This is a genomic window from Phaeodactylibacter xiamenensis, assembly GCF_965229835.1.
Lineage (GTDB): Bacteria > Bacteroidota > Bacteroidia > Chitinophagales > Saprospiraceae > Phaeodactylibacter > Phaeodactylibacter xiamenensis.
The window spans coordinates 222,263-245,972 of record NZ_OZ245931.1 but is presented as its reverse complement, the minus strand read 5'-3'; the positions used below and the strand labels follow the sequence as shown (position 1 = coordinate 245,972).

Here is a 23,710-nt window from a genome sequence, read left to right as displayed (position 1 = left end):
GACACGGAATACACGGAAGGCATGGAGTTTTCTTTTTACCACAGAATACTCGGATGACACGGAAGGCATGGAGTTGTTTTTTCTACCACAGAAGACACAGAATACACGGAAGGCTTTAGCTATGGTGGCAGTAGGCTATTTGATAATTCTTTCTATTGTCGCTTTGGGGTAATGTCCAAAATTCACCAAAAACCCTAGCCGAAAACCAGTAGCCTTCAAATAGTTATGTAACTGGGCCCGATGCTCATCCGCGATTTCTTTTACCGCTTTCAGCTCTACGATAATCTTGCCGTAACAAATCAAGTCTGGCCTGTAAGTAGTATCTAGCTTTTCATGCTTATAAAAAAGATCAAGGGCAGGCTGTGCAATAAAGGGGATTTGCTGACTACGCAATTCCTTTTCCAGGCACTCTTGATAAACCGCTTCCAAAAAACCAGCACCCATTTCCCTGTACACCTCAAACACAGCACCCCGAATCCGATAGCTTTCCTCCTCATAAAGTAATCCTTCCTGATTGTCCATAATCTATATTTTTAAAGCTCCCTATATTTCTGTGTATTCTGTGTATTCTGTGGTCACCCCCCATTTCCGTATTTTCCGAGTATTCCGTGGTCACCCCACCCCCCATTTCCGTGTTTTTCCGCATATTCCGTGGTCACCCCACCCCCCATTTCCGTGTTTTTCCGAGTATCCCGTGGTCACCCCACCCCCCATTTCCGTGTTTTTCCGCATATTCCGTGGTCACCCCACCCCCTATTTCCGTGTTTTCCGAGTATTCCGTGGTCACCCCACCCCCCATTTCCGTGTTTCCCGAGTATTCCGTGGTCACCCCACCCCCCATTTTCGTATTTTCCGAGTATCCCGTGGTCACCCCACCCCCCATTTCCGTGTTTTTCCGCATATTCCGTGGTAACCCCACCCCCTATTTCCGTGTTTTCCGAGTATTCCGTGGTCACCCCACCCCCTATTTCCGTGTTTTCCGAGTATCCCGTGGTCACCCACACCCCATTTCCGTGTTTCCCGAGTATTCCGTGGTCACCCCACCCCCCATTTCCAATCCTAAATATCCAAAATTCCCAAAAGAATTTTAAGCCATTCCACCCAGTATTGGTTAATATGAAGTATCCCCTTTCTCAAAAAAAATAAACGATTCATGTACACATCTGCTCATTACTCTGCCCTACTATTCGCACCCACATTTTGCCTGATAATCATACTGATAGCTCCATCCCCAGGGTACGGGCAAATGACTGCCTCCGAATTCATGCCCTTCAAGTTTGAACTGGACGAACCTGTTCTTCCAATCAGTGAAGAAGTACTACGGGATGAAATCCCAGATATCACAGCAGCCCAGCAACAGATGGAAGCGGAGAGTTTATGGGCTGTACGGTACTGGAACAACGCCTATCCCGCATACCGCTGGCACCAATTACTTATGCAGGCGAGCCGGAACCATAAAGGACATAAAAATGGAGGCCGGGTGGCCATTCTACACCTTGCGGTCTATGACGCTACGGTGGAAGTTTGGGAACACAAACAGGCACATTTCCGGAAAGCAGCCTACCATTACGACCAAAGGGTGAAAAAGCTTGGGGCGGAACCAGAGTATTCCTCCTCCCTTTGTGAATGGAGTGCAGCAGCCGGTGCGGCGCATCAGGTTATCGGATATTACTTTCCGGAGCAGCAGGCGATGCTGGACAGTCATCTCATTGCCTTCAAGTCTGCCCGCCTGGCTACAGGGCTGGTATTCCCCTCCGATATTGAAAAAGGATTGGAAATTGGCCGGAATATAGCTCAACAGTACATCGAATATGCGAAAACCGACCGCACAGACCGCCGGTGGGAAGGGCAGGTACCTCAGGCGGATAGCCTGTGGTCAGGCAACCCCAGCCCCTGGGACCCGATGAAAAGGCAATGGAAGCCGATCACCCTGAAGCAAGCCGATCAGTTCCGGCCCGGCCCACCGCCCACCGACTGGACTGCAGATATGGAGGAGCTCCGGCAATTTAACGCTGCCCATCAAAGCAGCACTATAGCCTGGAAGTGGAAAAGTGAACCGGTATGGGACCTATTGGTCGAACGCAAGATTTTGGAATACGACCTTAACCCATTAGCAGCTGCCTTTGCAAATGCCGTTTTCCACTCCGCACGCTTTGATGCCATCATCGCGGCATGGGATGGGAAATACCACTACTGGGGCATCCGCCCGTTTCAGTACGACCCTTCCTTTAAACCTATTCTGATTGACACGCCGAACTTCCCGGGCTATCCTGCCGGGCATACGACCGTTGCCGGGTCCATAGCCAGAGTGCTCTCGTTCCTGTTCCCCGGAGACAAAGCCTTGTTTAAAACACTGGCAAAAGAGTGTTCAGAATCCCGCTTTGAGGGAGGCGTGCATTTCCGCACCGACAATGAGGTGGGGCTGCAAGTAGGTGATCAGGTCGGCCGGCAGGTGATCAAAGCATTTACTTCAAAAGGAAATTAGATGGAATAGCACGATATAATCTGAAATCCAGCCAACTTAAAGGCTTTAACCTTTTCAAAAGCCCTCGGTTTTCATAGCATCTATGATGTCGGTTAGAAATATTTGATCCATTTTTTCAACGTAGGGGTCAAACATTTTTACTCCATTTTCGTATTTTTCTTTTGCAAGTTTTATGTTTTCCATATACCTCTTTTCGTCCCTCAGTGCCTTATAAACTAAAGCCATATAGTACCTGTTTTCCGCGATATCATTTTCTAATGCCTGCTGCTTTAAAGCACGCAGAGCCAATGAAAATTTTCCCATTTCCAGGTAAAGAACCCCCAAATGCAAATAATCGTAAATACCAACGCTATGCGTGCTATCACTTAGTTGTCGCTCAAATATCTGTAAGGACTCATTCGGTTCCCCTATAGCCTTGTAGGACAAAGCTTTGATAATATTGAGGTAATAATCCCCATTTTGGGAATAACCAATGTCGTAGTCAACCAAGCTATCTAATAGTTCAATATCTTCTATTGCTCCCGCATAATCTCTAAAAAACTGATAGCGGCACGACGCCCGGTAGAATAGTTCTTCCTCCGGATCGTACTTCACGGCTTTGTCCATTAGCTTTTTCCAGGTGATAAAATCACCGCTCTTCAGATATGCGGTGGATTTAACCCTGTATGCGTAAGCAAAGGTAGAGTCGATCGCCAGAACCTCATCCAATGCTTCCTGGTACGCTCTGCTGAACTGATAATGCCCTCTTGTTTTTTCTAATGCTCTACAAGCCTTATATTTCAACTCGTCTCCGTTGTACATATAGACATTACAGTTGGGCTGAGCAGCTAAACAAGAGGACATGACGGCTAAAACAAAAATCAGAAGCATTCTCTTGGCAAAATATCAGTTAAGTCTCCGTTGTTGATCTTAAAGATTAGGTATTGGTAATAATCCCGGGGCTTACCACCTTTTGAGAGCACGGCCCAACCATCCAATGATTGGGCAATCTTTAATAACTGTTCGGTGATCCGTTCATCAAAAATTTGTTCCTGATAGTCTAAATCGGAGCCTATCATTCTAAATCTTCCAGCCTGTCCCTGGCAGTTGACAATAAAACGGATTCTTATCCAACCACTTTGAGCGGTTTCTACTGGCCGGTACGCTTCTTCAAATCGTTTGCGCAGCGCTATCTTCTCCCCTTCATACTGAAGCCCCTGCCCGAAATGGAAGTACTGCTGAACCATTTTCTCACTGCCACACAACTGGAAATCACTGGCATCAATTTCAGGGTCGGGCTCAGCGTCGCCAACCCATCTTAAGTACTTAGAATCCTGGTCGTTACGGGTACACCCTGCCAGAAGTACGATTGCAATAATGGCTATTCTTTTCATCTTACTGTAGGTTCATCACCCGTATTTTGATTATACATGACGCGTTTTGGTATGGGCTCTGCCCAACCCAAAACGGTCAGCATATACTGAACTCGATGTCGGTTTGGATTCCCAAACCTTATCGACGTCAGTATGGCTCAAAAAATTGAGCGTCCGGCTGATCAAGTATCTATTGATAACCTCGATTTAGGCTCTGGTTCAATTCTACTACTTGTTAATGGTGATGGCGCAGTAAACATATCGTAGCATCAAAAACGACAATCAAGTACGTCCATACACAAAACCGGCTGCAAGCCCAATGCCCACAGCCGGTTTAAACTTAATCAAGAGCACTGCCTGATTTACAGCTTCTTGATCTTAATATTCCGGAACCAAACATCATTGCCGTGGTCCTGAAGGCCAATATGCCCTTCCTTAGCGACGTCAATGAAGTCCTGATAATCCTTGAACTTACTGTTGGCCACCATCTCTTTCCAGTCGTCTGTCCAGAGGTGGTACTCCACCACATTCTCACCATTTTGGGTATGTACGATGGTGCCATCGTAGGAAAGAATGGTCACCTCGTTCCAACCACTATTAGCTGGTACCGCATTTTGCGGTTTCGCCGGGATCAGGTCGTAGAGCGAGCCAGCCTGCCGGTTGCCATCTTTGCCAAGACGGGCATCAGGGTGCTTCTCATTATCGAGGATTTGCATTTCAGGAGAGGATTTCCAGATCGCCTGCCCATCTTCGCCACATTTTTCGCGGGCCAGATAGAAGATTCCGCTGTTGCCACCTTCGGAAATTTTCCACTCCAGTTTCAGTTCAAAGTTGCCAAAGGCCTCCTTAGTGATGATGTCGCCACCACCACCAGCTTCGCCCTGACCGGAAGCTTTGCACATTAAGGTGCCGTCCACGACTTCCCAGCCTTTTTCCGGGAAACCATCTTTACAGTAACCTTTCCACTGATCGGTGCTTTCGCCGTCAAACAAGAGCATCCAGCCATCGGCTTTTTCCTTCTCGGAAAGCGTATTCATCGCTGCCGGAGCTTCAGCCTCTGTGGCTCCATCAGTAGCCTCAGCTTCTGTGGTTTCCCCTTCGGTAGCTTCCGGGGCACCGCTCTGACAGGAAGCCAGGGCAAACACCAAAGCAGCGAACAAAAGAATTTTGAATTTCATAATCGAAGTTTTGTTTTTCGTTGATGCTTAATAGTTCCAACCTTTGCGGTACGGACGCTTGATGTACTCTTCCATCGCCTGCTTCGCATTGATGGTTGCGTACTGCGTGTCGAAGCGCGGGTCGCCATCCACTACCGTAAACTTATCAGAAGAAACCACCCGGATTTCTTCGTCATCAGCAATATTGGTAATCTTCATATTCGCACCATCCCACTCCAGCTTACGCTTGAGGTCCTGCAGGCGGATCGCCAGGTTACCCATTACCACCACCTCATTCAATGGAGCGGAGTAGCCAAAGTGAGAAGAAGCTTCCGTACGGCTGCTCTTGTCTTCCTTGCAGGCACGCACCCAGTCCATTTCGTGGCTGGTTTCTACGCGGCGCAGCTCGTTGGTTGCCTTAGGAGGGTCGTTCTCCCGGCCTACGATGTAGGGATCACGGGCGTAAGTACTGCAAATGAGTGTGCCCTTGGAGCCTACGAACATAGCACCACCGCCACCGTCACCAAGGATTTTACCCTCAGGAATACCCTTAGGTCGATCAGGCAACAAGCCCCCATCATACCAGGTAAACTCAACGGCTGGCATGTTAACTTTGCCCATCTTCTTGCGCTCAGGGAAGTAGTACGTTACCTTTTCAGCAATCGGTGCACTCTCCGTATTAACCTGTGAAGAACTACCCTCGAAAGCAGTAGGCTGCCCAAGGTTCAGCGCCTTGAAGACCGGGTCAATGATGTGGCATCCCATATCACCCAGTGCACCGGTACCGAAGTCCCACCATGCACGCCAGTTCCATGGCGTATAAGCCGGGTGGTAAGGGCGCCATTTAGCCGGGCCGATAAAGAGGTCCCAGTCCAGGGTAGGCGGCACCGATGGTGTTTCTGTAGGGCGCTCCAGCCCCTGTGGCCAGATCGGGCGGTTAGTCCAGGCGTGGACTTCCTTCACCTCTCCGATTTCACCATTCCAAATCCACTCACAAACCTGACGAATGCCCTCGCCGGAGTTACCCTGATTACCCATCTGTGTGGCTACGCCGGTTTCTTTTGCCAGCTTGGCCAGCATGCGGGACTCATAGACCGAGTGGGTCAGGGGTTTCTGTACATAGACGTGCTTTCCGGCGCGCATGGCATCGGCGGTTACTACATAGTGCGTGTGGTCAGGCGTACCAACCACTACAGCGTCAATTTCATCGCCCATGTCGTCCATCATGCGGCGGTAGTCTTTGTACACCGCAGCATCTGGATAATCGTTAAAGCACTTGGCAGCATACTTCCAGTCTACATCACAAAGCGCTACAATATTTTGAGAATTCATATTGCGCAGGTTAGAACGGCCCATACCGCCTACACCAACACCTGCAATGTTTAATTTGTCACTTGGCATCACATGCCCCAGTCCGGAAACTACGGTGCTGGGCACAATGGTCATACCAGCTGCAGCAACACCAGCCTGACGGATAAAAGTCCGGCGATCCAGTCCCTTTGATCCTTTTTTTCCTGGTTTTTTCATTGAATCTGATTGTTTTGATTTTGGAAATTAAAATAAGCAAATCTGTACAATTCCCAACTTTATGGGCAGGATTTGATGGCTCAATTTATGAATTATTGTACAGCCAGATTAGGAAACCGGGCAACAACTCACTATCCAACAGGAGGTTATCAAGGTTTGCTAGGTGTAATCTTTACACTAACTTTTTGCAAATATTTTTCACCTTATTCTGCGTCGATAAGAAGAGCGGATGGGTTACACCCCAATCCCGCACGATTCCTTTTCCCAAAGCATTCACCGATGTTAAAACCGACCTTGCTGTGTAGTCTTTTCCTGCTATCCTTATGCCTAAGTTGCAGTTCTGGTGCAGCGCCTGAAGAGCCAACCGCTAATGCCCAACCCAATATCCTTTTCATTTATGTCGATGACCTTGGCTACGGCGACCTGAGCTGCTACGGCGCTACCGACATTCAAACCCCGAATATCGACCGCCTGGCGTCCGAAGGACGGTTGTTTACCGATGCCCACTGTGCGGCAGCGACCTGCTCCCCTTCCCGCTATGCATTGCTTACGGGCAACTATGCCTTTCGGCAAAAAGCTGCGGTATTGCCGGGGGATGCTCCATTGATGATCCGGCCGGGGACACCTACCCTGCCTGCCATGCTGAAAGAAGAGGGCTACCGTACCGGCGTGGTTGGTAAATGGCACCTTGGGCTGGGCGATGGCGACCTGGACTGGAATGAGGAGATCAAACCCGGACCGTTGGAGATTGGCTTCGATTATTGTTTCCTGCTGCCGTCTACCGGTGATCGGGTACCGAGCGTTTATGTTGAACAGCACGAAGTCCTCAACCTTGACCCCGCCGACCCGCTGCAAGTCAGCTTTACAGATGATCCGTCAGGAGGTAGCCCCTATGACACGCCCACCGGGCTCAGCCATCCTGAATTATTGAAAATGCCGGCCGATACGCAACATAGTGGTACCATAATTAATGGCGTGAGCCGCATTGGTTTTATGGCAGGCGGAGAAGCGGCGCACTTCCGTGATGAGGACTTTCCCTATTCCTTTCCGGAAAAAGCGATACAGTTTATGGCTCAGGAGAAAGGCCAGCCCTTCTTTTTGTATTATGCCTTTCACGACATCCATGTGCCCCGCATTGTCCACCCCCGGTTTGAAGGCAAAAGCAAGATGGGCCCCAGAGGCGATGCCATCCTGCAAATGGACTGGGTAACGGGCCAGTTAATGAAAACCCTGGATTCCCTTGGCATAGCCGAAAATACGCTGGTGTTTTTTAGCAGTGATAATGGTCCTGTACTGGATGACGGCTACACAGACCAGGCCGTGGAAAAGCTGGGCGATCATCAGCCCGCCGGTCCATACAGGGGCGGCAAGTACAGCATCTACGAAGGTGGCAACCGGGTGCCGACAATCTTGCGCTGGCCAGGTAAAATCACGCCCGGGCGCAGTACGGCCCTTTGGAATCAGGTAGACCTTTATGCCTCCATTGCGGAGCTGCTGGGGCATGAACTGCAGGAAGCCGAGGCTAAAGACAGCAAAGCCCTGTGGCCCGCACTCTCAGGGCAATCTGATGAGGGACGTTCGGTGATGCTGGAAGAAGCCTTTACCCTTGGGCTTAGGCAGGGGCAGTGGAAATACATCGCCCCCACCGAGAAAGAATTCCCCTGGATTAAGGGCATCAAGGACATTGAAGGTGGCATCTCTACGGAGCCGCAGTTGTACAACCTGTCGGAAGACCCCGGGGAGCAAAACAACCTTGCTGCCACTTATCCCGACAAAGTACAAGCCATGGCCGCTGAACTCGAACGCATTCAAAACCAAGATTAATGACAAGACTTACTTTTCTGGCTTTCAGCCTTTTGCTGTCTACGCTCAGTTTTGCCCAGCACTACAGCGGTTATCTGAATATAAAGGATTTTGGTGCCCGGGGGGACAGTGCTACCCTGAATACCACCGCCATTCAAAGCGCCATTGACTCTGCTGCTGCTCAGGGCGGCGGCACGGTGACGGTTCCACCGGGGGTGTACCTCAGCGGTACCATTTTCCTGAAGGACAATACCACCCTGGACGTACAATCCGGGGCAAAAATCCTGGGCTCCCCCAATATTGAGGACTACGCAATCATGACCTGGGGGCACAATAAAGACCGGCAGCCCCGCCACCTTATTGTGGGGAAGGATGCCCGCAATATCGCCATCATTGGCGGCGGCACCATTGATGGCAACGGGCCCGCTTTTTGGGAAGACTTCGACCCGGCAGAAGACCCGCAGTGGAAAATGGCCAAGCCCCTGAAGATCAGCCCCATGGTGGAAATACAGGACTGCCAGGATGTGCGGATCAAGGATGTGCTGCTGCTCACCGGAGGCGGCTGGACCCTGCATTTGTACGACAGCGACCGCATACAGGTGCAGGGGGTTAAAATCATCAATGACCTGTTTGCACCGAACGGGGATGGCATTGACATCTCCGGCTGCCACGATGTGACCATCAGCGACTGTATCATCAAGACTTGCGACGATGCCATCTGCCTGAAAACCATGGTGGATACCCGCGACTGCAAGCGCGTCACCGTCACCAACTGCGTCATCGAGTGCTCCTGCGCTGCCCTAAAGATTGGAAACGAAACCTTCCGGGATATTAAGCAGGTAACCTTTAGCAACAGCGTGATCTATGGCTCCTCCCGTGCCTTCGCCATTTACGCCGAAAGCGCCGGGACTGTGGAGGACATCGTAGTCGACAACATCATCACCGACTCCCGGGCCCCGCTGCTCTACAACCGCCCCATCCACCTGAGCCTTTACCTGCCGGAGCCCGGAGCAGGTGGCCGCAATGGAGACTGGATGCATCAGGAAAAGAAGCAGTACGACTATGAAGGCCGCAAACCCCGCCTGCGCAATGTGACGATTACCAATTTCCACGCCAAAACCGGAGGGCGCATCCTCATGACCGCCGGCGACGGGTACGCCATTGAAAACCTGACCCTCCGTAACGTCAACCTCACTTACCCCTGGATTGAAGACCCGGTACCGCATGTGGATGAAGTCACAAGTTCGCAATTTGCACCCGTCAAGCGTGCTGCCAAAGTTGCCAAAGCGGCAATTGTCACCGAAAACATCCACAACTTCGTACTGGACAACGTCATGATCAACTGGCCGGAAACGGAGGAAGTCCCGGCGGACTGGCAGTTCCCTAAAAAGATCGCCAACGGCACCCTGAAAGCCTTCTACCCTACCCGGACCGAAGCCCGGCAGGCGGAACTTAAGGTACTATATGGCCGCGGGCTGAAAAACGCTATACTTAACACTCCGCTAGCCAAGTCTTCAGATGGTCAACAGCCCTATTACGACCTGGAGGATTGTGAGGTGATTAATCAATAACCAGAACAGAAAGATGCGGTACATTTTTGCCATCATATCACTCCTTTTTTACACGGTGCTGATTGCGCAGCAACGCCCCAATGTGCTGCTCATCTACGTGGACGACCTCAACGACCGGCTGGGCTGCTACGGCGACTCGGTCGCCCAAACCCCTAATATCGATCAATTGGCAGCCGAGGGCACGCTATTTAAGCGCCCCTACTGCCAACAAGCGCTTTGTGCGCCTTCACGGGCGTCTACGCTTACCGGGCTTCGACCCAGCACTTTGGGGGTTTTATCGCTGAAAGAGGACTTTCGGAAAAGATGGGAAGCCCACCCGACTCTGCCCGAGCTTTTTCGAAAGAATGGCTATTTCACCGCTCGGGCGGGCAAAGTATTCCATCAAGGCGTACCGGATGCTATTGCGCAGCAGAGTTCGGGCGCAGATGTACCGGAGGCTTGGGATAAAGCCATTGATGTACCGGGCTACGAGTTGAACAATAATGGCTATTACTACAATGCAACTCCCTGGGAATCCCATCGGGTGGGCGCTGGTGGAGCCATAGCCTGGCTGAGGGCAGAAAAGGGCGATGAGCGCCATCATGATTACAACATAGCTACTGAAGTGATCCAACTCATGGAGGAAGCTAAAGACCGCCCCTTTTTTCTCGCTGCTGGCTTTATCCGCCCGCACGTACCACTTGTAGCACCTAAACGATACTTTGAAAGATTTGACAGTGTGGCCATTCAACCTATATCGGTACCTGCTACCGATCGGGAGGATATGCCTAATATTGCTTACGACACCTGGGCCGGGCATTTCAATCTACCTGAAACAGAGCGCAGAGAAGCCATGCGTGCCTACTATGCCTGCACTGCATTTGTAGATGATCAGGTGGGTCGACTGGTCGGCGCACTAAAAAACCTGGGTTTATACGATAACACTATTGTTGTTTTGGTCAGCGACCACGGCTATCAGCTGGGCGAGCATGGCTTATGGTTTAAGAATTTCCTGTTCCGGGAATCGGCCATTGCCCCACTTATTATCCGCCATCCGGGTATAGGGCCAGGCATCGTAGAGGAAGTCGTGGAATTGCTCGACCTCTACCCTACCTTGGCGAAGATGGCAGAGCTAAATGCCCCGGCTAATCTGGAAGGGCGAGACATGACTGCACTCATGCAGGGGCAGCCTCAGGGCTGGAAAAACTACGCTATTGTGGAAACCCGGCATCAGGGTGTGGTGGGCAAAGCGGTTTACACGCCGGATTGGTCTTATATGGACTGGGGGGAGCATGGTGAGGAGCTTTATGATTTGAAGAGGGATGTTTATCAGTGGGATAATTTGGCGGGGCGGGAGGAGTATCGAATAGTTATAAATGCCCTAAGGAGGAAACTAGAAGAATAAACACTTAAACGACTTCCACTGCATCCTTAATAAGTGCTTCAAGGGCTGACTGATAATAACCATATAGTTTCGAACTATGATGTACTTCAATTACCGGTGCTTTGCTTCTGGGCACTCCAAAAATATAATTGGAAACCAAAATTTTACCGTACACACTATCCGTATCTACGGCTAGGAAGTGGGCGGTTGGCAGATGCCTGTATTTAAAGATATGGAAAGGAGCTCCTGGTAAAATCTGCCTGATCTCGACCTGAACTTTTTGAAGGTGCATGATCAGACCAGGAATAGCTTTTTCTCCAAAGCGCTCTTCAGGTAATGCCGTAGCCAGATCACTGAAATAAAATCGTACAGGATTGTGGTCAGGATCAGCTAAATAACAACTTACCCGTACTCCACAATCAAGCAGCTTAAGCAAAGGCTCTTTGAACTCTGCATCTTTTCGGTGCGTGAAATAACTGACCAATTGACGCAACCGCACGCCTAGAAAAATCACTTCCTCCTGTGCTTTACTGATAAATTCAACTTTCTCGGCAATGGAGCGCCTCCCGTCAGCGTGGAAGAGAAGCTCATTTGTACCGTTTAAAAAAAGGTTCCCATCTTGAGTCGGCACTACTTTTTTAGAGAAATGCCTGGTTGTCTCAACAAACACTTTCTGGGCATGATCATATCTCAAACCTAACTCAAGGCGCAACAGTTCCTGCACCCCTTCACTGATGCGCTGTACCGAACGTAAACCAACTGACTTCGGGGTATTAACCATCTTACTAAATAGAGAAGTAGAAACCTGGATACCAAGCGTTTTTAGCTTTTGGCAAATAACAACTTGAGTATAAAGTGTTTCTTCCCGACTGGTCAGATGAACCATAGCAGCCCTGAAGAGCTCAAGATGCTGTTCACGAATGGACATAAGCTTAAGTTTATTCCCAATTTAGATATAATTCCATCTGTATTTCATCATTGATAACCTCGACCAGCTCTTGTTGTGTGCTCAAAAAATCTGCTGGTTTGAAGCTGTAGGTTCCGATGTAATCATCATCATCAAAATCATCATCCCAAAACTTGATGATGTAAGTTGAATCTAAGCTCAGACTTAGGCAGGGGGAAAGATCAGGCCAATCTCCCATAACGGGCGTGTTCGGAAAATCGTCGTCTGCATCCTCTATAATTGAAGAAAGGTACATCTGTGTTTCGCCTGGTCCTATGACTTCATAGTAAATATCAGGAGGAAAATATATAGGCAATATTGCAAGTGGGTCCCATAAAATAGTTGGCGGCAAATAACGAATATCAATCAACTTTACATCCGTAATACAAACGCTTAATGCATTGACGACCAACGCAACCTCCGTCTGACTACTCAGACAATTGTTGTAAAGCATTTCTATTTGCAAAACCAGCGTATCTGCAAAGCTAAAACCTGGTGGAATAGTAAAGTTTACAGTCTGACTGACAGAAGCTCCTGCTTCCAACTCAACCAAAGCCAGTGTGACAGGGAATTCCGAAATATTACTGTTTGTGATTCGTACTACCGGGTCAATAGCCTTGGCATCACCTGTATTTTCAAAAACGAATCTTAAGTTGATATCAGACCCAGGAACTAAAAGCGTATCATTGGGAGCAGCTCCTACTTTCGTGGTTTCAATCAACCGCAATTCCGGTTTTTCGTCGGGTACTTGAAGCGCTTGACTTTTTAGTGTTGAATGTGTTATATACTGAGCCGTATCATCCCAGCCCCAAGCCGCCCAGAAATAATCTGAAGAATCGCACTGAAAGAAAACCGGTGAAAAAACCAATGCGCTATCCAGCAAATCTCCTTCCCCTAAATGAATTTCTGAATTGGGCCCCACCTCTCCAAACCATTCCCAAATCAAGTCCTCCTCTGAAATTAAAACCCCATCCTCCACCTCAGGCGGCGAATCAAATATCCCAACAAAAGCCAGTTGAACGCCCTGCTCTGAAAGCTCAAAGATGATCTGCCCTTCCGGGCTCAATCGTTGAATTATATTCATTTCTGTGGATTGAGGAAATAAAAGCGCTGAGTTTTCACCCGGAGTTGTGGGTTCCTCACTACATGAAGCTAGTACAAACGACGCAAACAAAGCCAGAAACGAAAAAATAATTTGGGGTATTTTCATAGTGTCAATAGTTTTTAAAGATATATATTCCATTGTAAACCAACAGAAAAGAGGGATACACGCTCTTTTATTGAGTCGAGGTTAGCATACTGATGATTAAGGCGAAAAGATCGGTTTGGTAAGCTGGCATTGAAGGAATCAAACCCTGCTTTCAACTGTAGCCACGGGAAACGACCGAAACCAGTGAAGAAAGAAGCATACCCCCCTGCATTAAGAAAGAAAGCCCCAAGTTCAGCGCCATAAAATAATCCGACCTGAGAAGCATAGCGTTTGTAAACTGCCGAAACTGATGGGAGCAACAGCAATTCTTCTTCCAGTATAGGGTCAGTCTCAAATCCTGGTAATGGGTTTACCTGAGTTTCAACTGGCAATCGCAGACCTTTTGCTCCAGCTCCCAAAGATAGCTTTCCAGAAACAGCAAGATGATAATCGACAGACAGACCTAAACTGGGGTGCTGCTGGTAGGCAAAAAACTGGCTGCTCAAGCTTAAAGAATGGATTTTTGGCCGGAGACTACCAGGTTCGAACTGATTTAACTTGACCGTCCATAGCCGATGCGTATTGGGCTGCAGGCCGGGATAAGGCCCAACCTGAACAGTATCTCCGCCCTGTGTTTCTAAAATTATTCTCAATGCGTGAACGTTACGATCAACTTCAACCCAATTTGTCCCGCTGGACTTTTTAAAATCAGGATCCAGCCAGGTATACTGTTGCCCCTTTGGCAATCGCACGCCCATCAGGCTTAATTGGTTGAGCGACAGATTTTGATACCTTGAATTTAATAAAGCCCTAACTAATTCTTCTGCCAGTCGCCTGACTTTATGCTCAAGTCTGCCCCTGTTTCGAATACTAGCCCTGGCAATTGGCTTTTCATCGTGAAATTGAACAATATTAACAGTAAGATATTCTTCAGTCACTATACCCCGGCAAAGATAATCAGGCCTGGGATGTGATTCATTCCATCTCGTAGAGTCTGGCACATCTTCCTGATAATGAGAAAGAAGGAAGATCCTGCGATTACGTTCTTCCAGAGATAAAACTGGTAATGCAAATTGTTCCAACTCATAGGAAAGTATCTGCCCCATTTGCCTGAGCAAAAATGGATCATATCCACTTCCTCCCTCAAAATCAACGACCAACAGCTTGACGCTTTCGGATAAGCTATCCGATTGGGCAATAATGGTATCAGGCATCGAGGTTAGGAGCAATAGGATTCCTAAGACTGCCCTAATTCTCCTAAAACTCCCAATTAATAATAGTTTGTCCATTGTCACGAGAGGGTACATTTATAATTGTTCTGAATGGTGGCTGTTGTCCGGCAATAATTTCAAGTTCGTGTTTGCCAGCAGATAGCCTGAATTTATTCCCGACTCTTAAAGCGGGCTCGCCATCAATAATATAAGAAGCTCCAGAAAGCCGTCTGCCTGCTGAGTTAAAAACATAAATTTTGTATAGAAATAGTTTTTCATCTTCCGGTTTTTCATCTTCCGGTTTTTCATCAGTTGGGGGAGGTGGCGGTGCAGTCCTTATTGAATCAGGCTTTACATTATCTGTTGTTGCTTCAGCAAAATTAATAGTTGTATCGGACTTCAATTCCTCAACCTCCTCTAATAGGGCAGTTGTATCCCTCGAAACAACTGGCTCAGCTTTCGTTTTTAAAACTGCGGTTCTTTCTGTCTTATTTATGGGTTCAGCCTTTATCGTATCTCGTTCCAGCACCTCCGTTGCCATTGGAAAAGCACCAAGAGTAACTACCGGTTTTTGCAAATCAGGAAATACTAAAACCCCAGTAATTAATACCCCTATTGAAAAAACTACCCAAGCTAAATTTCGACTGTATACCCCCAAAGGAATAACAGGGATCCATTTTGGATTTTTTTCCAATAAACACTTTAAAAATACAGCCGCATTAGCTACAGCCAGTTCTCTGGAATTATTAGCGTTGGCATCCACTTTGTCTCCAAGCCGGTCTGCAATCCCCCTAATCATTAAGGTATCAACAGTTGGATACTTACTGGCAGCGTATAAAAAAGCGTAAGCCTCCATCTCCAGTGCTATTGCATCATTAAATCTCTCTCTAAGCATCTGTGCAAGAGGCGCTGTGTTAGATTGTAAAACTTTGTCACCACTAGCCACAGGGCCAAAGAACACTTTGGGGGTTGAGGCAGCTGAAGGATGGAGGCCAAGCTTCCATGTTTTTTGTAGTGCCTGCTGTTCCGCTTTCTCTATCCAAAGTCGATTTGCTGGCAAGCCCATTGGCCGTGAAAAAAAATGATTGTCCCCTACCTGCCCGGATTCATAATCATAGCCCGCCGTGCCAACAACGATATCGCCAATCTCCACCTTTCTTAGGCCACCGGCTGTACCAAACAAGACTAATAATTCAGGCGTAAACAAAGCCAATCCCTCTCTTACACCTTCGGACACAGCCAAACGTCCTTTCCCACACTTTCGCAGAGCGATTCGAACTTTATTGCTCACTCCCCGCAGATAACCTACAGAATAGCCAATATTGGTCTTCGGGTCAATAAAATCCTGTACAGAGACTAACATGGATCGGATTCCAAGATACTCCACCATTAAAGGTGCAAGGACAAGAACATTGACTCCATTGTCTTTAGCCTTATAAAAGTGGGGAAACTTCTTCATATCTCTTCGTAAAGCTACATAAATTTCCAGAAATCCCCATACACTATATGATTGCCAGAGTGCTCTTTTTCGGAGTTGCCCCTGCTTTTACTTTTGAAGCATACTTCTCGACAACATGCTGACCTCAAGCTAAGTACAGCACGAGCGTGGCTGACAGCTCATGCCCTGCGGTACTATGCCATTGCATGGAGTCGGGTATTGCTTCACCTTTCAATTTTTCAGAAATGAATGTATCGTTTGAGGATTTTAAAAAAGCAGCAGCCCAACACCTCTCTTCATCAGAGCAAAAAGCCATAAAGGGCGGGCAAGATGGCAGCAACGGCACTGAAGTGATTATCATTGATGTCGTTGACGACTAAGAAAGAGTTCATTGTATGCGTACCAGGGCACTACTGATATAAGATTGATTTTACAATCAAAATCAGAGCATCTTTTGCGTCTGAAGCAACAAAACATGTCAGTAGCTGCCCTGGGGCGCTCAATTAAACAATGGTTTGATTTTCAATAAAATTTGCTATCCAATTATAAGCATGAGACGCAGGGTTTTGATTTTTAAATTCACTTCGGAAAGTCTCAAACTCCTTCTTCCGCTCCAATACGGGGGAACACAGCACCCTTTTTAACTCCCGCATTTTTTGTAAAAAAGATTCGTAATAAAGGGTACGTTCTGAGTCAAAAACCACTTTCTTGCGATATAAAAACTTCTCAAAGTCAGAACAAGCCCTATCAAAAACATCCCAATCACCAGATTCTTCAGCCAGCACCATAGCACTCCTAAGCCTATAGGACTTTAACCGTAAGCCATCATGATAAGGATCCTGCATTTTGTAGCGGTCAAAATGTTCAGCCAGTTTTTTCAATACGACCTTATGCTCCTGCTTATAAAAATGTATTGAAACATCTGCGTGAATGATTGTTAAAGGCTGCTCTTTTTCAAGAAGCATGGGAGCAAACCTACTATGCAACTTTTCTGCCTTTTGTATCTTATTGGCCAGTAGTGCTATCTTTACAATATTCAAATATACAGATCTCGGTAAATGATCAAAGGTCAGATACATTTTCTGCTCTTCAAATTGAGAAAGTAATTTTTCAAGTTCAGAAATATAATTGTTTCGAGAAACTCTACTTATCGCTGTAACATAGTTTAAGGTGTATTGCCAAACCGAAAACCGATGTATAGGCAGCCATTCTTGATAGTGCTTATCTTGTAATTCAAGGATGCTTGTTAATATCTTTTTTCTAAAACTCTTGCTCTTTCGCAACTCGGAAAGCAATTCGTATACTTGAGTCAGCGTATTTGGAGCGTTTGTCTGCTCAAGCTTAGGTTCCTCTTCGAGCTTATAAAACTTCAACCCTGAAATGAATTCATTTCTATAAAAGGCTTTGACTAAACCTTCCAAATCTTCGAAGCATTTCATTGCCCGTTTTAGCACTTCAAATTCCTTTATGCTATAAGAACCCTCAGTTGTAAAATACGTGAAATGATTTTGAACCCATTCGTGAAGTAAAGTCTGAACCCCCAGCATCTTCCTGCTATGAGTTTCTCTGAACTTTGGTCTATACTTTTCTACTGGTTTCCCATTCCGGGCAAGCATAAAAAGCCTTGATTCTTCTGCAGGATTTTCTTGCAGGAACTGATAGGCGAAAAAGCGATTAATACTTTCCTCCAACTGCTTAAAGTCTTTTTTCAACCTACGCTGCTCCTGCAATATATCAGTATGCCCATAAAGTTTTTTTGAAAGGGCGCTACCTTGTATAAAATTATTTGAAGATTGATAAGCTGCAAAGAGCGTGGAGAATAATGGACAAAGCCGCCTGTTGCTGACCAAAAATGGAGAGTCCAAAAACTTTTTAAGAGCACTAACATCTCCATCAGGCAAAATGGCAAAATATGCTGACAAACTTTCTAATTGCTTTTTAAATAATTGTTTCCCCCCGCAGGAAATGTAAAGATCACCATATGCATCAGAAGCCATAAAACTTTAATTCTGAATGATTTATATTCCGAAAAAAGCAATATAAGCAAAGAGTTTCAGTCCTTTAAAATGCAATAAGCAAAATTTTCGTCATTCGTCCCCCAAAGGCACTGTACCTAAATTTGGTTACATAATTACGGAGTAATGAGTAACCCCAGGCAGCACAGTTCCGGAAAGGGTGAGACTGTTGTTTTTACTAAGTGGCAATTGACCGTCATGAAATATTGGGCTAAGCGCCCTGTAGTGCTGTTGCTGCAACTAAGTTATGTATTTCTGTGGAAATGGTGAGAATAGTCTTCAAAAGATTGCGTGAAATACCGTGAGGTGTGAGGTTCCTTATAGCCTTTTGGTTATCAAACAAAAGACCAAATACTCTAATGCTTTTTGTTTAAAGACTAATTTACAAAATACCCAATTATGATGAAAAAATTATTTTTTGGGACTTCAACCACTCGGTCATTCCTGGCTAGTCATAACAAGTCCTTTGTCAAGGTAATCTTTATTGCCCTATTGTGTATGGTAACCTTAAACACCGTCCATGGACAAGCAATGCTTATTGGTGGGGTCGCCTATGGGACGGATGTAGAAGACATGGGGCTGCAGGTACGCGCACTATATGAAATTTCAGACCGAATTAATGTTTCTGCAGATGTTATTTATTACCTCGATGGTATTGAGAACTTCTCCTACTACGGGGTAAAATGTCAAAGCTCAGAAAACTAAATAAAAAAGACAAAATCATGAAATACTTAAAATTAATTATAGGGTTACTCTTTGCTGCATTCTTGACTATGAGTTCCCTGCTTCAGGCACAGGACAAATTTGCAGTGGCTGTTGCTCCATTTTCCTACTCACATGCTACGGTCTCAGCCGTAGAAGCTGAGCGCATTTCGAAGCAGGTCACAGCAATCATCACCAGTGCCAACCGGTTGTCTGTTGTGAATCGTAACAGCCTGATTTATATCGACAAGGAGAGGGAATTACAGAAAACAGTAGACTTTATCGATGGAGAGACGGTACAGCAGGGCGTAAGTAAGGGAGCTCAGTATATGATTGTAGGCCATGTCATTAACGCGAAGGGAGAACAAGGAGAAATCGTGCACCTCAGTGTGGTCAATGTGGAAACGACCGAGATTATTGCTAGCGAGGTTTTATCAAAAGAAGGAAGTAGCCCAATCGATGTGGCTACAGGCCTGAATGAGGATTTAATAGGTGATGTCACCAACTTGGGCAGTAACTCAACAGCATTAAGGACAGGAGTAAACATTCTTAAGGAAATAGCTACAGAGGGACGTTTCGAAAAAGAAATTGAGAACTTTATTGATCGTCACTTCCCGCTTCAGTTAAGGATTACCAAGCATGAAGAAGTAAGCACTAAAAAAGGTGTCGAATCCGTACTGGTGTATTACAAAAATCAGAAAGGGCTGAAAAAAGGAGACCGTTTCGATATCATAGAGCAGGAAATTGTGAATAACCCAGATGGGACAACAGGTAAGCTTGAAGAGGTTTTAGGACAAATGCAAATACAATCTTTCAATGGGGATTATATCCGCTTTAAGGTTCGCTCCGGAGGAGAGAACCTTATTGGCAGAGAGAATGACGAGAAGGTATTCCTTAAAAAACAGTCTAAATAATGATAAAGCAACACACTGCCCTTCAGATTCCTGCTTTTCTTTTTGGGCTCCTGGCTGCAGGGATACTTATGATCAGTGGCTGTAAGGCCAAACAGTACCCTCAGACGGCAGAGTTAACCTACAATAGTAATCCCGTTGCTGGCGTCATTGCTGTAACTGCTCTGGGTTATGGAAAGAATATTGAAGATGCCAATAAGGATGCTTTCCGCACCGCTTTTGAGAATATTCTTTTTCAGGGTGTGCCTGGCTTTGAGCCTTTGGAACTACCGATGGTTTCACAGGCGGATGGTGCCGAATCCAATCGCTCTTTCTTTGATCGTTTCTTTGAAGAAGGAACCTATCTGCGGTTTGTTTCCCGTCAGGAAGAAGCAGTTGAAATTGGTAAAGTAGAAGGCAGCCGGAATATCATTGTCAGTAAAAGCATGAACATTAATTACCGGGCGCTAAAGAAGCACCTGCAGCAACAGGGAGCGGTCAGGAAATTTGGTTACTAAATTGAAATGCAAGATGTCAAAATACTTATTGTTATTAGTGCCTGTGTTGTTAATGTCTGTTTCGCCATTAAAGGCACAGAGTGATGGCGAAGTGGTACAGGCTCAGCCGCGGATTATGGTAGTTCCCTTTGCAAAAGAAGGGGAAGATATCAGGGAAGTGCTCGAGTCGGATATTATCCGTAGGGTTGCTCTTACCAAGGTTAAAGAAGCTTTTGACAGAGAAGGTTTTACAACCGTGGACTTTCTTGGGAAGCTCAAAGCGTCTCAGGTAGATCAAGTCATGACAACGGATGCACGAACGGATTTGAAAAAGCAGATTATTGAGCAATCAGGGGCCGACATATACGTGGACGTCGAAGTGGAGCCTGTCCGTACCTCCGGCGGAAACAGCGTACGCCTGATCCTCACTGCTTATGATGCATTTACCGGGTCTTCTTTGGCGAATAAGACCAGTGCAAGTCCTATGTTTTACACGGAAGATTATGGCAAACTTGTGGAAAAAGCTATGTCTTCCGAAAATAAAGATGCTGTTGATTCCGGAGCAGGCAAGGAAACGGTACTCGAGGCTTTTCTCGCCGTTATGCAATCTAAGTTTAATGGCATTGTTGTGAATGGAAGGCCCGTTCGGCTCGAATTTAATCTTAGCCCTAATGCTATGTATGACATGGATAGTCCGGTAGGAGATGACTATCTTCCTTTGTCTGTTCTCATAGAAGAATGGGCTGGACAAGCCGCCTACAAAAACAATTACTCGGTCTCTGGAATCACCTCAACTGCAGTAATTATAGATCAGTTGTTTATCCCGCTAAGAGACGAGAATGACAGAAATTATACTCCTTCGCTCTTCTCCATCGAAGTGCTCAAGTACTTTAACCGCCTGAAACTTTCAGATGATCCTGATACCCGTATTCGGGTGAAACGGGTAATCAGAGGAGGGAGTATAATCATCACTTTTCAATAACCTCGATCATGAAAATATTATTTCATTGGAGTTTAGCGTTAGCATTCCTTTCGTTCTTTTCCTTTTCAATGGCAGGGCAAAGAGGCTCCGCTGAGTGGTTAAGTATAGGCATTGTGGCGCCAGAAACCCACGATGATTTTGACGAGGCGCAGCTGCAAAAAGTAAAAACCCGGCTGCGTACAGTACTGTCTGCTAATGGATTGTCCGCATCGGGCAGCAACAACCTGATTCTATATCCGGTATTATCCCTTTACGACGAGCGGGAGATCAGTACGGGCATGCAGTTACTACAGGTGGTGGATATGGAACTGAGTTTGTTCATTAAGCAGCCACAGGAAGGTATTGTCTTTGCTTCAGAGTCTGTGAAGCTTACAGGTTCGGGGCGCAACCGTGGACAAGCCATTAATAATGCGTTGAGCCAATTCGATGTTAGAGCGCCTGTTTGGTCGTCATTTATTAGCAAAGCTAAGCAGAAAATTATTCGGTATTATGAAGACCGCTGCGATCAGGTGATTGCCCGAGCTGATCAACTGTCAAAAACGGGGGCTATGGAAGAGGCTATCAGCTTGCTATTTAACATTCCACAGGAGGTCTCCTGTTATGAAAAAGCAGCTGCGGAGTCTCAGCGATTGTATAAAGAATACCTCAATCAGGAATGTAGCAGGATTGTAATCAGTGCCAAAGGTTATCTGGCAAGGAATGACTTCGCTTCCGGGCTATCTATCCTAAAAAAAGTTGATCCTGAATCAGACTGTTTCACAGAAGCGGAAGAGATGATCGCTGAAGCTAGCCGGGAAGTAGAAGAAGATTACCTGAGACGATGGAACCACTACAAGGAAAGCTTTGCAGACCGGGTGGCACTGGAGCAACAGCGGATATCAGCAGTTCGGGATATAGCCGTTGCCTATTGGCAAAGCCGGCAACGACAGTACAGCTACTGGACCATTATCAAATAATCTACTATTTAAACAAAAGAGCCTCAGCCTTATGAAATACTTATCTTACATTTTTCTGACTATACTTTCTCTCGTTTTCGTCTCCTGTGGCGATGACGATGGGTTACCTGAACCTGATGGGGGCAATTCTCTGGGAACTGGGCAAGTTAATTTTGATTTTAGTGGAGAGGGCTACGAGGTGAACGGACTTGGGTATGTTAGTGTAGTTGATACGTTTATCAACTTTGCTATCGAAGATTCAACAGGAACGCTTAATTATGATACCCTTTATAATCAGGCGATTTCCTTTGGTATCATTGATTATCAGGATGATTCTTTCACACCTCGAAAGGTTTTTGGAGCACTAATTGTCAACTATGATGGTCCGGGAACTTATCCTTATTTTGGGTTTAACGGTAATGTGGAAGATAGCGGGCTTTGGTGGATTTTTTATTCGCAATATACTGATGATGGGGTTACCTCTGAAGAAGCTATCTATGGGGGGCTCAGTTTATTATATTCAGACGACCAAAATTATAGTGGTTCAATTGTCATTACCAAGGACAACAATAACCTGCTGGAAGGCACTTTTTCGGTTGATGCCTACAGCGATCTGGGAGTCGCCGAAACTGTAAACACGATGGCAGGGAGCTTTTCGATCGAGAAGTGATTTGCTATGTCTTGAGTCGCGGTGCAATTGGTATAAATAAAACACTGCCTTTTGCTTTAAAACGGCTGTCATTATTCCCTAAGTAAAGAATTTCAACAATAAATATTTACCAATATGAAAACGACAAGAATACCAGCATTGCTGGTCAGCCTGATCCTAAGTAGTATATTGATGCTATCCTCTTGCGAGAAAGATGACAATACTCCGGAAGTGAATGAGGACGGCCTGACCCGGGACGTGACCGACCTGGTGCCACAGGAGATCCTTGATGAAATGGAGGATCTGGGTTTGCCCATATACGGTGGCATAGACCCACCAAATATAGAAGGCCGTTTTGTTGCATCTCCATTTATTCTTCTGGCAAGTAATCGACAATCAGATATTCCAGGGTATCAATTTCAAGATTACTACGTGACTTTCAAAGAGCAGGACGACCGGGAATTGACCATCATGATGGATTATGAGAACGGATCTGAAATGGGTAATGGGCTTGGGAGCTTCATTGTGGGGGACGGTAACCGCTTCTCTGTATTTGTGGAGGTTATTTCCGAAAATAACGGGGAAACCGCAAGCGTTGTGAATGTTATTTCCGGAGAAATTTCAGAGACTGGAATTAAAGATTTTTATTATGCCAACTTCATGCTAGACAACAAAGGGAACCCATCTAATTATTGGATCGAAGAAGGCGAAGGACGGGTTGCATTTGACTCGGACGGATTTTCAGAGCGATTGTAATAAGTCCCTCTGCGGAAGCTAGTGGCTGAAGTCCTAAATCCTTGACAACCCAAGCCTTGCCCTTTTGCCCGCTGATGCAACCTAAAAGCCTCGCCGTAGCTTCGGCTACGCCTGCGTTTCCAGGCTTCATCAGCGAACAAAATTCCGGGGGCTTAATTATCAGAGACTTAGAACTTGAGCCACTAGGCATTTTTTCCCTTTGCTGAGGATTGATTTGACCAGTTCGGTTTCGTTGATTGCTA

Annotated in this window: 22 protein-coding genes; 12 read left to right on the top strand and 10 right to left on the bottom strand. The window is 46.4% G+C overall.

What is annotated here, in order from left to right; all coding sequences use genetic code 11:
• Nucleotides 1-135: 135 nt before the first annotated feature.
• Nucleotides 136-522, bottom strand: a complete 387-nt coding sequence (locus ACO08I_RS00875; RefSeq protein ID WP_421948191.1) for a GxxExxY protein — start codon at nt 520-522, stop codon at nt 136-138.
• Between the two features lie 742 nt (nt 523-1,264).
• On the opposite strand from ACO08I_RS00875, the gene ACO08I_RS00870 reads away from it, so the two are divergent.
• Nucleotides 1,265-2,485, top strand: a complete 1,221-nt coding sequence (locus ACO08I_RS00870) for a vanadium-dependent haloperoxidase (protein WP_421948190.1) — start codon at nt 1,265-1,267, stop codon at nt 2,483-2,485.
• Between the two features lie 54 nt (nt 2,486-2,539).
• Here the strand turns inward: ACO08I_RS00870 and ACO08I_RS00865 are convergent, their stop codons facing one another.
• The 4 genes from ACO08I_RS00865 to ACO08I_RS00850 form a co-directional block, all read right to left on the bottom strand.
• Entirely contained in the window at nt 2,540-3,286 is a 747-nt protein-coding gene (locus ACO08I_RS00865; protein ID WP_421948189.1) for a hypothetical protein, read from the bottom strand.
• Nucleotides 3,287-3,345: 59 nt separating this feature from the next.
• On the bottom strand, nt 3,346-3,858 hold the full coding sequence (locus tag ACO08I_RS00860) for a hypothetical protein (RefSeq protein ID WP_421948188.1): 513 nt from the start codon (nt 3,856-3,858) through the stop codon (nt 3,346-3,348).
• Nucleotides 3,859-4,199: 341 nt separating this feature from the next.
• Nucleotides 4,200-5,015, bottom strand: coding sequence for a 3-keto-disaccharide hydrolase (locus ACO08I_RS00855; RefSeq protein ID WP_282780934.1), 816 nt, complete (start codon nt 5,013-5,015; stop codon nt 4,200-4,202).
• Between the two features lie 27 nt (nt 5,016-5,042).
• Nucleotides 5,043-6,521, bottom strand: coding sequence for a Gfo/Idh/MocA family protein (locus ACO08I_RS00850; protein ID WP_421948187.1), 1,479 nt, complete (start codon nt 6,519-6,521; stop codon nt 5,043-5,045).
• Nucleotides 6,522-6,800: 279 nt separating this feature from the next.
• On the opposite strand from ACO08I_RS00850, the gene ACO08I_RS00845 reads away from it, so the two are divergent.
• Genes ACO08I_RS00845 through ACO08I_RS00835 form a run of 3 tightly spaced genes read left to right on the top strand, consistent with a single transcriptional unit; the run spans nt 6,801 to nt 11,279 of the window.
• On the top strand, nt 6,801-8,345 hold the full coding sequence (locus ACO08I_RS00845) for a sulfatase family protein (protein WP_421948186.1): 1,545 nt from the start codon (nt 6,801-6,803) through the stop codon (nt 8,343-8,345).
• Nucleotides 8,345-9,895 (top strand): glycoside hydrolase family 28 protein, encoded by a 1,551-nt coding sequence (locus ACO08I_RS00840; protein ID WP_421948185.1) that lies wholly within the window; start codon nt 8,345-8,347, stop codon nt 9,893-9,895. Before ACO08I_RS00845 ends, ACO08I_RS00840 begins: the two co-directional genes overlap by 1 nt.
• A gap of 13 nt (nt 9,896-9,908) precedes the next feature.
• Entirely contained in the window at nt 9,909-11,279 is a 1,371-nt protein-coding gene (locus tag ACO08I_RS00835) for a sulfatase (RefSeq protein WP_282781587.1), read from the top strand.
• 4 nt (nt 11,280-11,283) lie between these two features.
• Here the strand turns inward: ACO08I_RS00835 and ACO08I_RS00830 are convergent, their stop codons facing one another.
• Genes ACO08I_RS00830 through ACO08I_RS00815 form a run of 4 tightly spaced genes read right to left on the bottom strand, consistent with a single transcriptional unit; the run spans nt 11,284 to nt 16,063 of the window.
• Entirely contained in the window at nt 11,284-12,186 is a 903-nt protein-coding gene (locus tag ACO08I_RS00830; RefSeq protein ID WP_044225959.1) for a hypothetical protein, read from the bottom strand.
• A 10-nt stretch (nt 12,187-12,196) separates the two neighbouring features.
• The gene (locus ACO08I_RS00825; protein WP_282781584.1) at nt 12,197-13,414 is read right to left on the bottom strand and encodes a hypothetical protein; all 1,218 of its coding nucleotides are present in this window, start codon (nt 13,412-13,414) and stop codon (nt 12,197-12,199) included.
• Nucleotides 13,415-13,428: 14 nt separating this feature from the next.
• The gene (locus ACO08I_RS00820; protein ID WP_282781582.1) at nt 13,429-14,607 is read right to left on the bottom strand and encodes a hypothetical protein; all 1,179 of its coding nucleotides are present in this window, start codon (nt 14,605-14,607) and stop codon (nt 13,429-13,431) included.
• Nucleotides 14,608-14,650: 43 nt separating this feature from the next.
• On the bottom strand, nt 14,651-16,063 hold the full coding sequence (locus tag ACO08I_RS00815) for a hypothetical protein (RefSeq protein WP_282781580.1): 1,413 nt from the start codon (nt 16,061-16,063) through the stop codon (nt 14,651-14,653).
• Nucleotides 16,064-16,287: 224 nt separating this feature from the next.
• On the opposite strand from ACO08I_RS00815, the gene ACO08I_RS00810 reads away from it, so the two are divergent.
• Nucleotides 16,288-16,422, top strand: a complete 135-nt coding sequence (locus ACO08I_RS00810; RefSeq protein WP_282781578.1) for a hypothetical protein — start codon at nt 16,288-16,290, stop codon at nt 16,420-16,422.
• A 123-nt stretch (nt 16,423-16,545) separates the two neighbouring features.
• On the opposite strand, the gene ACO08I_RS00805 is transcribed toward ACO08I_RS00810, so the two are convergent.
• Nucleotides 16,546-18,039 (bottom strand): hypothetical protein, encoded by a 1,494-nt coding sequence (locus ACO08I_RS00805; RefSeq protein ID WP_282781576.1) that lies wholly within the window; start codon nt 18,037-18,039, stop codon nt 16,546-16,548.
• 417 nt (nt 18,040-18,456) lie between these two features.
• On the opposite strand from ACO08I_RS00805, the gene ACO08I_RS00800 reads away from it, so the two are divergent.
• The 7 genes from ACO08I_RS00800 (at nt 18,457) to ACO08I_RS00770 (ending at nt 23,468) form a co-directional block, all read left to right on the top strand.
• Nucleotides 18,457-18,762 (top strand): hypothetical protein, encoded by a 306-nt coding sequence (locus ACO08I_RS00800; RefSeq protein ID WP_282781574.1) that lies wholly within the window; start codon nt 18,457-18,459, stop codon nt 18,760-18,762.
• 17 nt (nt 18,763-18,779) lie between these two features.
• The gene (locus ACO08I_RS00795) at nt 18,780-19,673 is read left to right on the top strand and encodes a hypothetical protein (protein ID WP_421948184.1); all 894 of its coding nucleotides are present in this window, start codon (nt 18,780-18,782) and stop codon (nt 19,671-19,673) included.
• Nucleotides 19,673-20,167, top strand: a complete 495-nt coding sequence (locus tag ACO08I_RS00790) for a hypothetical protein (RefSeq protein ID WP_282779894.1) — start codon at nt 19,673-19,675, stop codon at nt 20,165-20,167. The genes ACO08I_RS00795 and ACO08I_RS00790 overlap by 1 nt, the downstream gene beginning before the upstream one ends.
• Nucleotides 20,168-20,180: 13 nt before the next feature.
• A complete protein-coding gene (locus tag ACO08I_RS00785; RefSeq protein ID WP_282779892.1) occupies nt 20,181-21,128 on the top strand; it encodes a DUF6175 family protein in 948 nt (315 codons plus the stop codon).
• Nucleotides 21,129-21,136: 8 nt separating this feature from the next.
• Complete coding sequence (locus ACO08I_RS00780; protein ID WP_282779890.1) at nt 21,137-22,084, top strand: hypothetical protein; 948 nt, start codon at nt 21,137-21,139, stop codon at nt 22,082-22,084.
• A 31-nt stretch (nt 22,085-22,115) separates the two neighbouring features.
• The gene (locus ACO08I_RS00775) at nt 22,116-22,733 is read left to right on the top strand and encodes a hypothetical protein (protein ID WP_282779888.1); all 618 of its coding nucleotides are present in this window, start codon (nt 22,116-22,118) and stop codon (nt 22,731-22,733) included.
• A gap of 114 nt (nt 22,734-22,847) precedes the next feature.
• On the top strand, nt 22,848-23,468 hold the full coding sequence (locus tag ACO08I_RS00770) for a hypothetical protein (protein ID WP_421948183.1): 621 nt from the start codon (nt 22,848-22,850) through the stop codon (nt 23,466-23,468).
• Nucleotides 23,469-23,710: the final 242 nt, after the last annotated feature.

Coding starts and splice junctions, on each gene's coding strand:
- ACO08I_RS00795 (WP_421948184.1), top strand. CDS start 18,780: ATGAAATACTTAAAATTAATTATAGGGTTACTCTTTGCTGCATTCTTG.
- ACO08I_RS00875 (WP_421948191.1), bottom strand. CDS start 522: ATGGACAATCAGGAAGGATTACTTTATGAGGAGGAAAGCTATCGGATT.
- ACO08I_RS00790 (WP_282779894.1), top strand. CDS start 19,673: ATGATAAAGCAACACACTGCCCTTCAGATTCCTGCTTTTCTTTTTGGG.
- ACO08I_RS00855 (WP_282780934.1), bottom strand. CDS start 5,015: ATGAAATTCAAAATTCTTTTGTTCGCTGCTTTGGTGTTTGCCCTGGCT.
- ACO08I_RS00820 (WP_282781582.1), bottom strand. CDS start 14,607: ATGCCTGATACCATTATTGCCCAATCGGATAGCTTATCCGAAAGCGTC.
- ACO08I_RS00865 (WP_421948189.1), bottom strand. CDS start 3,286: ATGTACAACGGAGACGAGTTGAAATATAAGGCTTGTAGAGCATTAGAA.
- ACO08I_RS00840 (WP_421948185.1), top strand. CDS start 8,345: ATGACAAGACTTACTTTTCTGGCTTTCAGCCTTTTGCTGTCTACGCTC.
- ACO08I_RS00805 (WP_282781576.1), bottom strand. CDS start 18,039: ATGGCTTCTGATGCATATGGTGATCTTTACATTTCCTGCGGGGGGAAA.
- ACO08I_RS00770 (WP_421948183.1), top strand. CDS start 22,848: ATGAAAACGACAAGAATACCAGCATTGCTGGTCAGCCTGATCCTAAGT.
- ACO08I_RS00825 (WP_282781584.1), bottom strand. CDS start 13,414: ATGAAAATACCCCAAATTATTTTTTCGTTTCTGGCTTTGTTTGCGTCG.
- ACO08I_RS00850 (WP_421948187.1), bottom strand. CDS start 6,521: ATGAAAAAACCAGGAAAAAAAGGATCAAAGGGACTGGATCGCCGGACT.
- ACO08I_RS00870 (WP_421948190.1), top strand. CDS start 1,265: ATGCCCTTCAAGTTTGAACTGGACGAACCTGTTCTTCCAATCAGTGAA.
- ACO08I_RS00845 (WP_421948186.1), top strand. CDS start 6,801: ATGTTAAAACCGACCTTGCTGTGTAGTCTTTTCCTGCTATCCTTATGC.
- ACO08I_RS00775 (WP_282779888.1), top strand. CDS start 22,116: ATGAAATACTTATCTTACATTTTTCTGACTATACTTTCTCTCGTTTTC.
- ACO08I_RS00810 (WP_282781578.1), top strand. CDS start 16,288: ATGAATGTATCGTTTGAGGATTTTAAAAAAGCAGCAGCCCAACACCTC.
- ACO08I_RS00800 (WP_282781574.1), top strand. CDS start 18,457: ATGATGAAAAAATTATTTTTTGGGACTTCAACCACTCGGTCATTCCTG.
- ACO08I_RS00780 (WP_282779890.1), top strand. CDS start 21,137: ATGAAAATATTATTTCATTGGAGTTTAGCGTTAGCATTCCTTTCGTTC.
- ACO08I_RS00815 (WP_282781580.1), bottom strand. CDS start 16,063: ATGAAGAAGTTTCCCCACTTTTATAAGGCTAAAGACAATGGAGTCAAT.
- ACO08I_RS00830 (WP_044225959.1), bottom strand. CDS start 12,186: ATGTCCATTCGTGAACAGCATCTTGAGCTCTTCAGGGCTGCTATGGTT.
- ACO08I_RS00785 (WP_282779892.1), top strand. CDS start 20,181: ATGTCAAAATACTTATTGTTATTAGTGCCTGTGTTGTTAATGTCTGTT.
- ACO08I_RS00835 (WP_282781587.1), top strand. CDS start 9,909: ATGCGGTACATTTTTGCCATCATATCACTCCTTTTTTACACGGTGCTG.
- ACO08I_RS00860 (WP_421948188.1), bottom strand. CDS start 3,858: ATGAAAAGAATAGCCATTATTGCAATCGTACTTCTGGCAGGGTGTACC.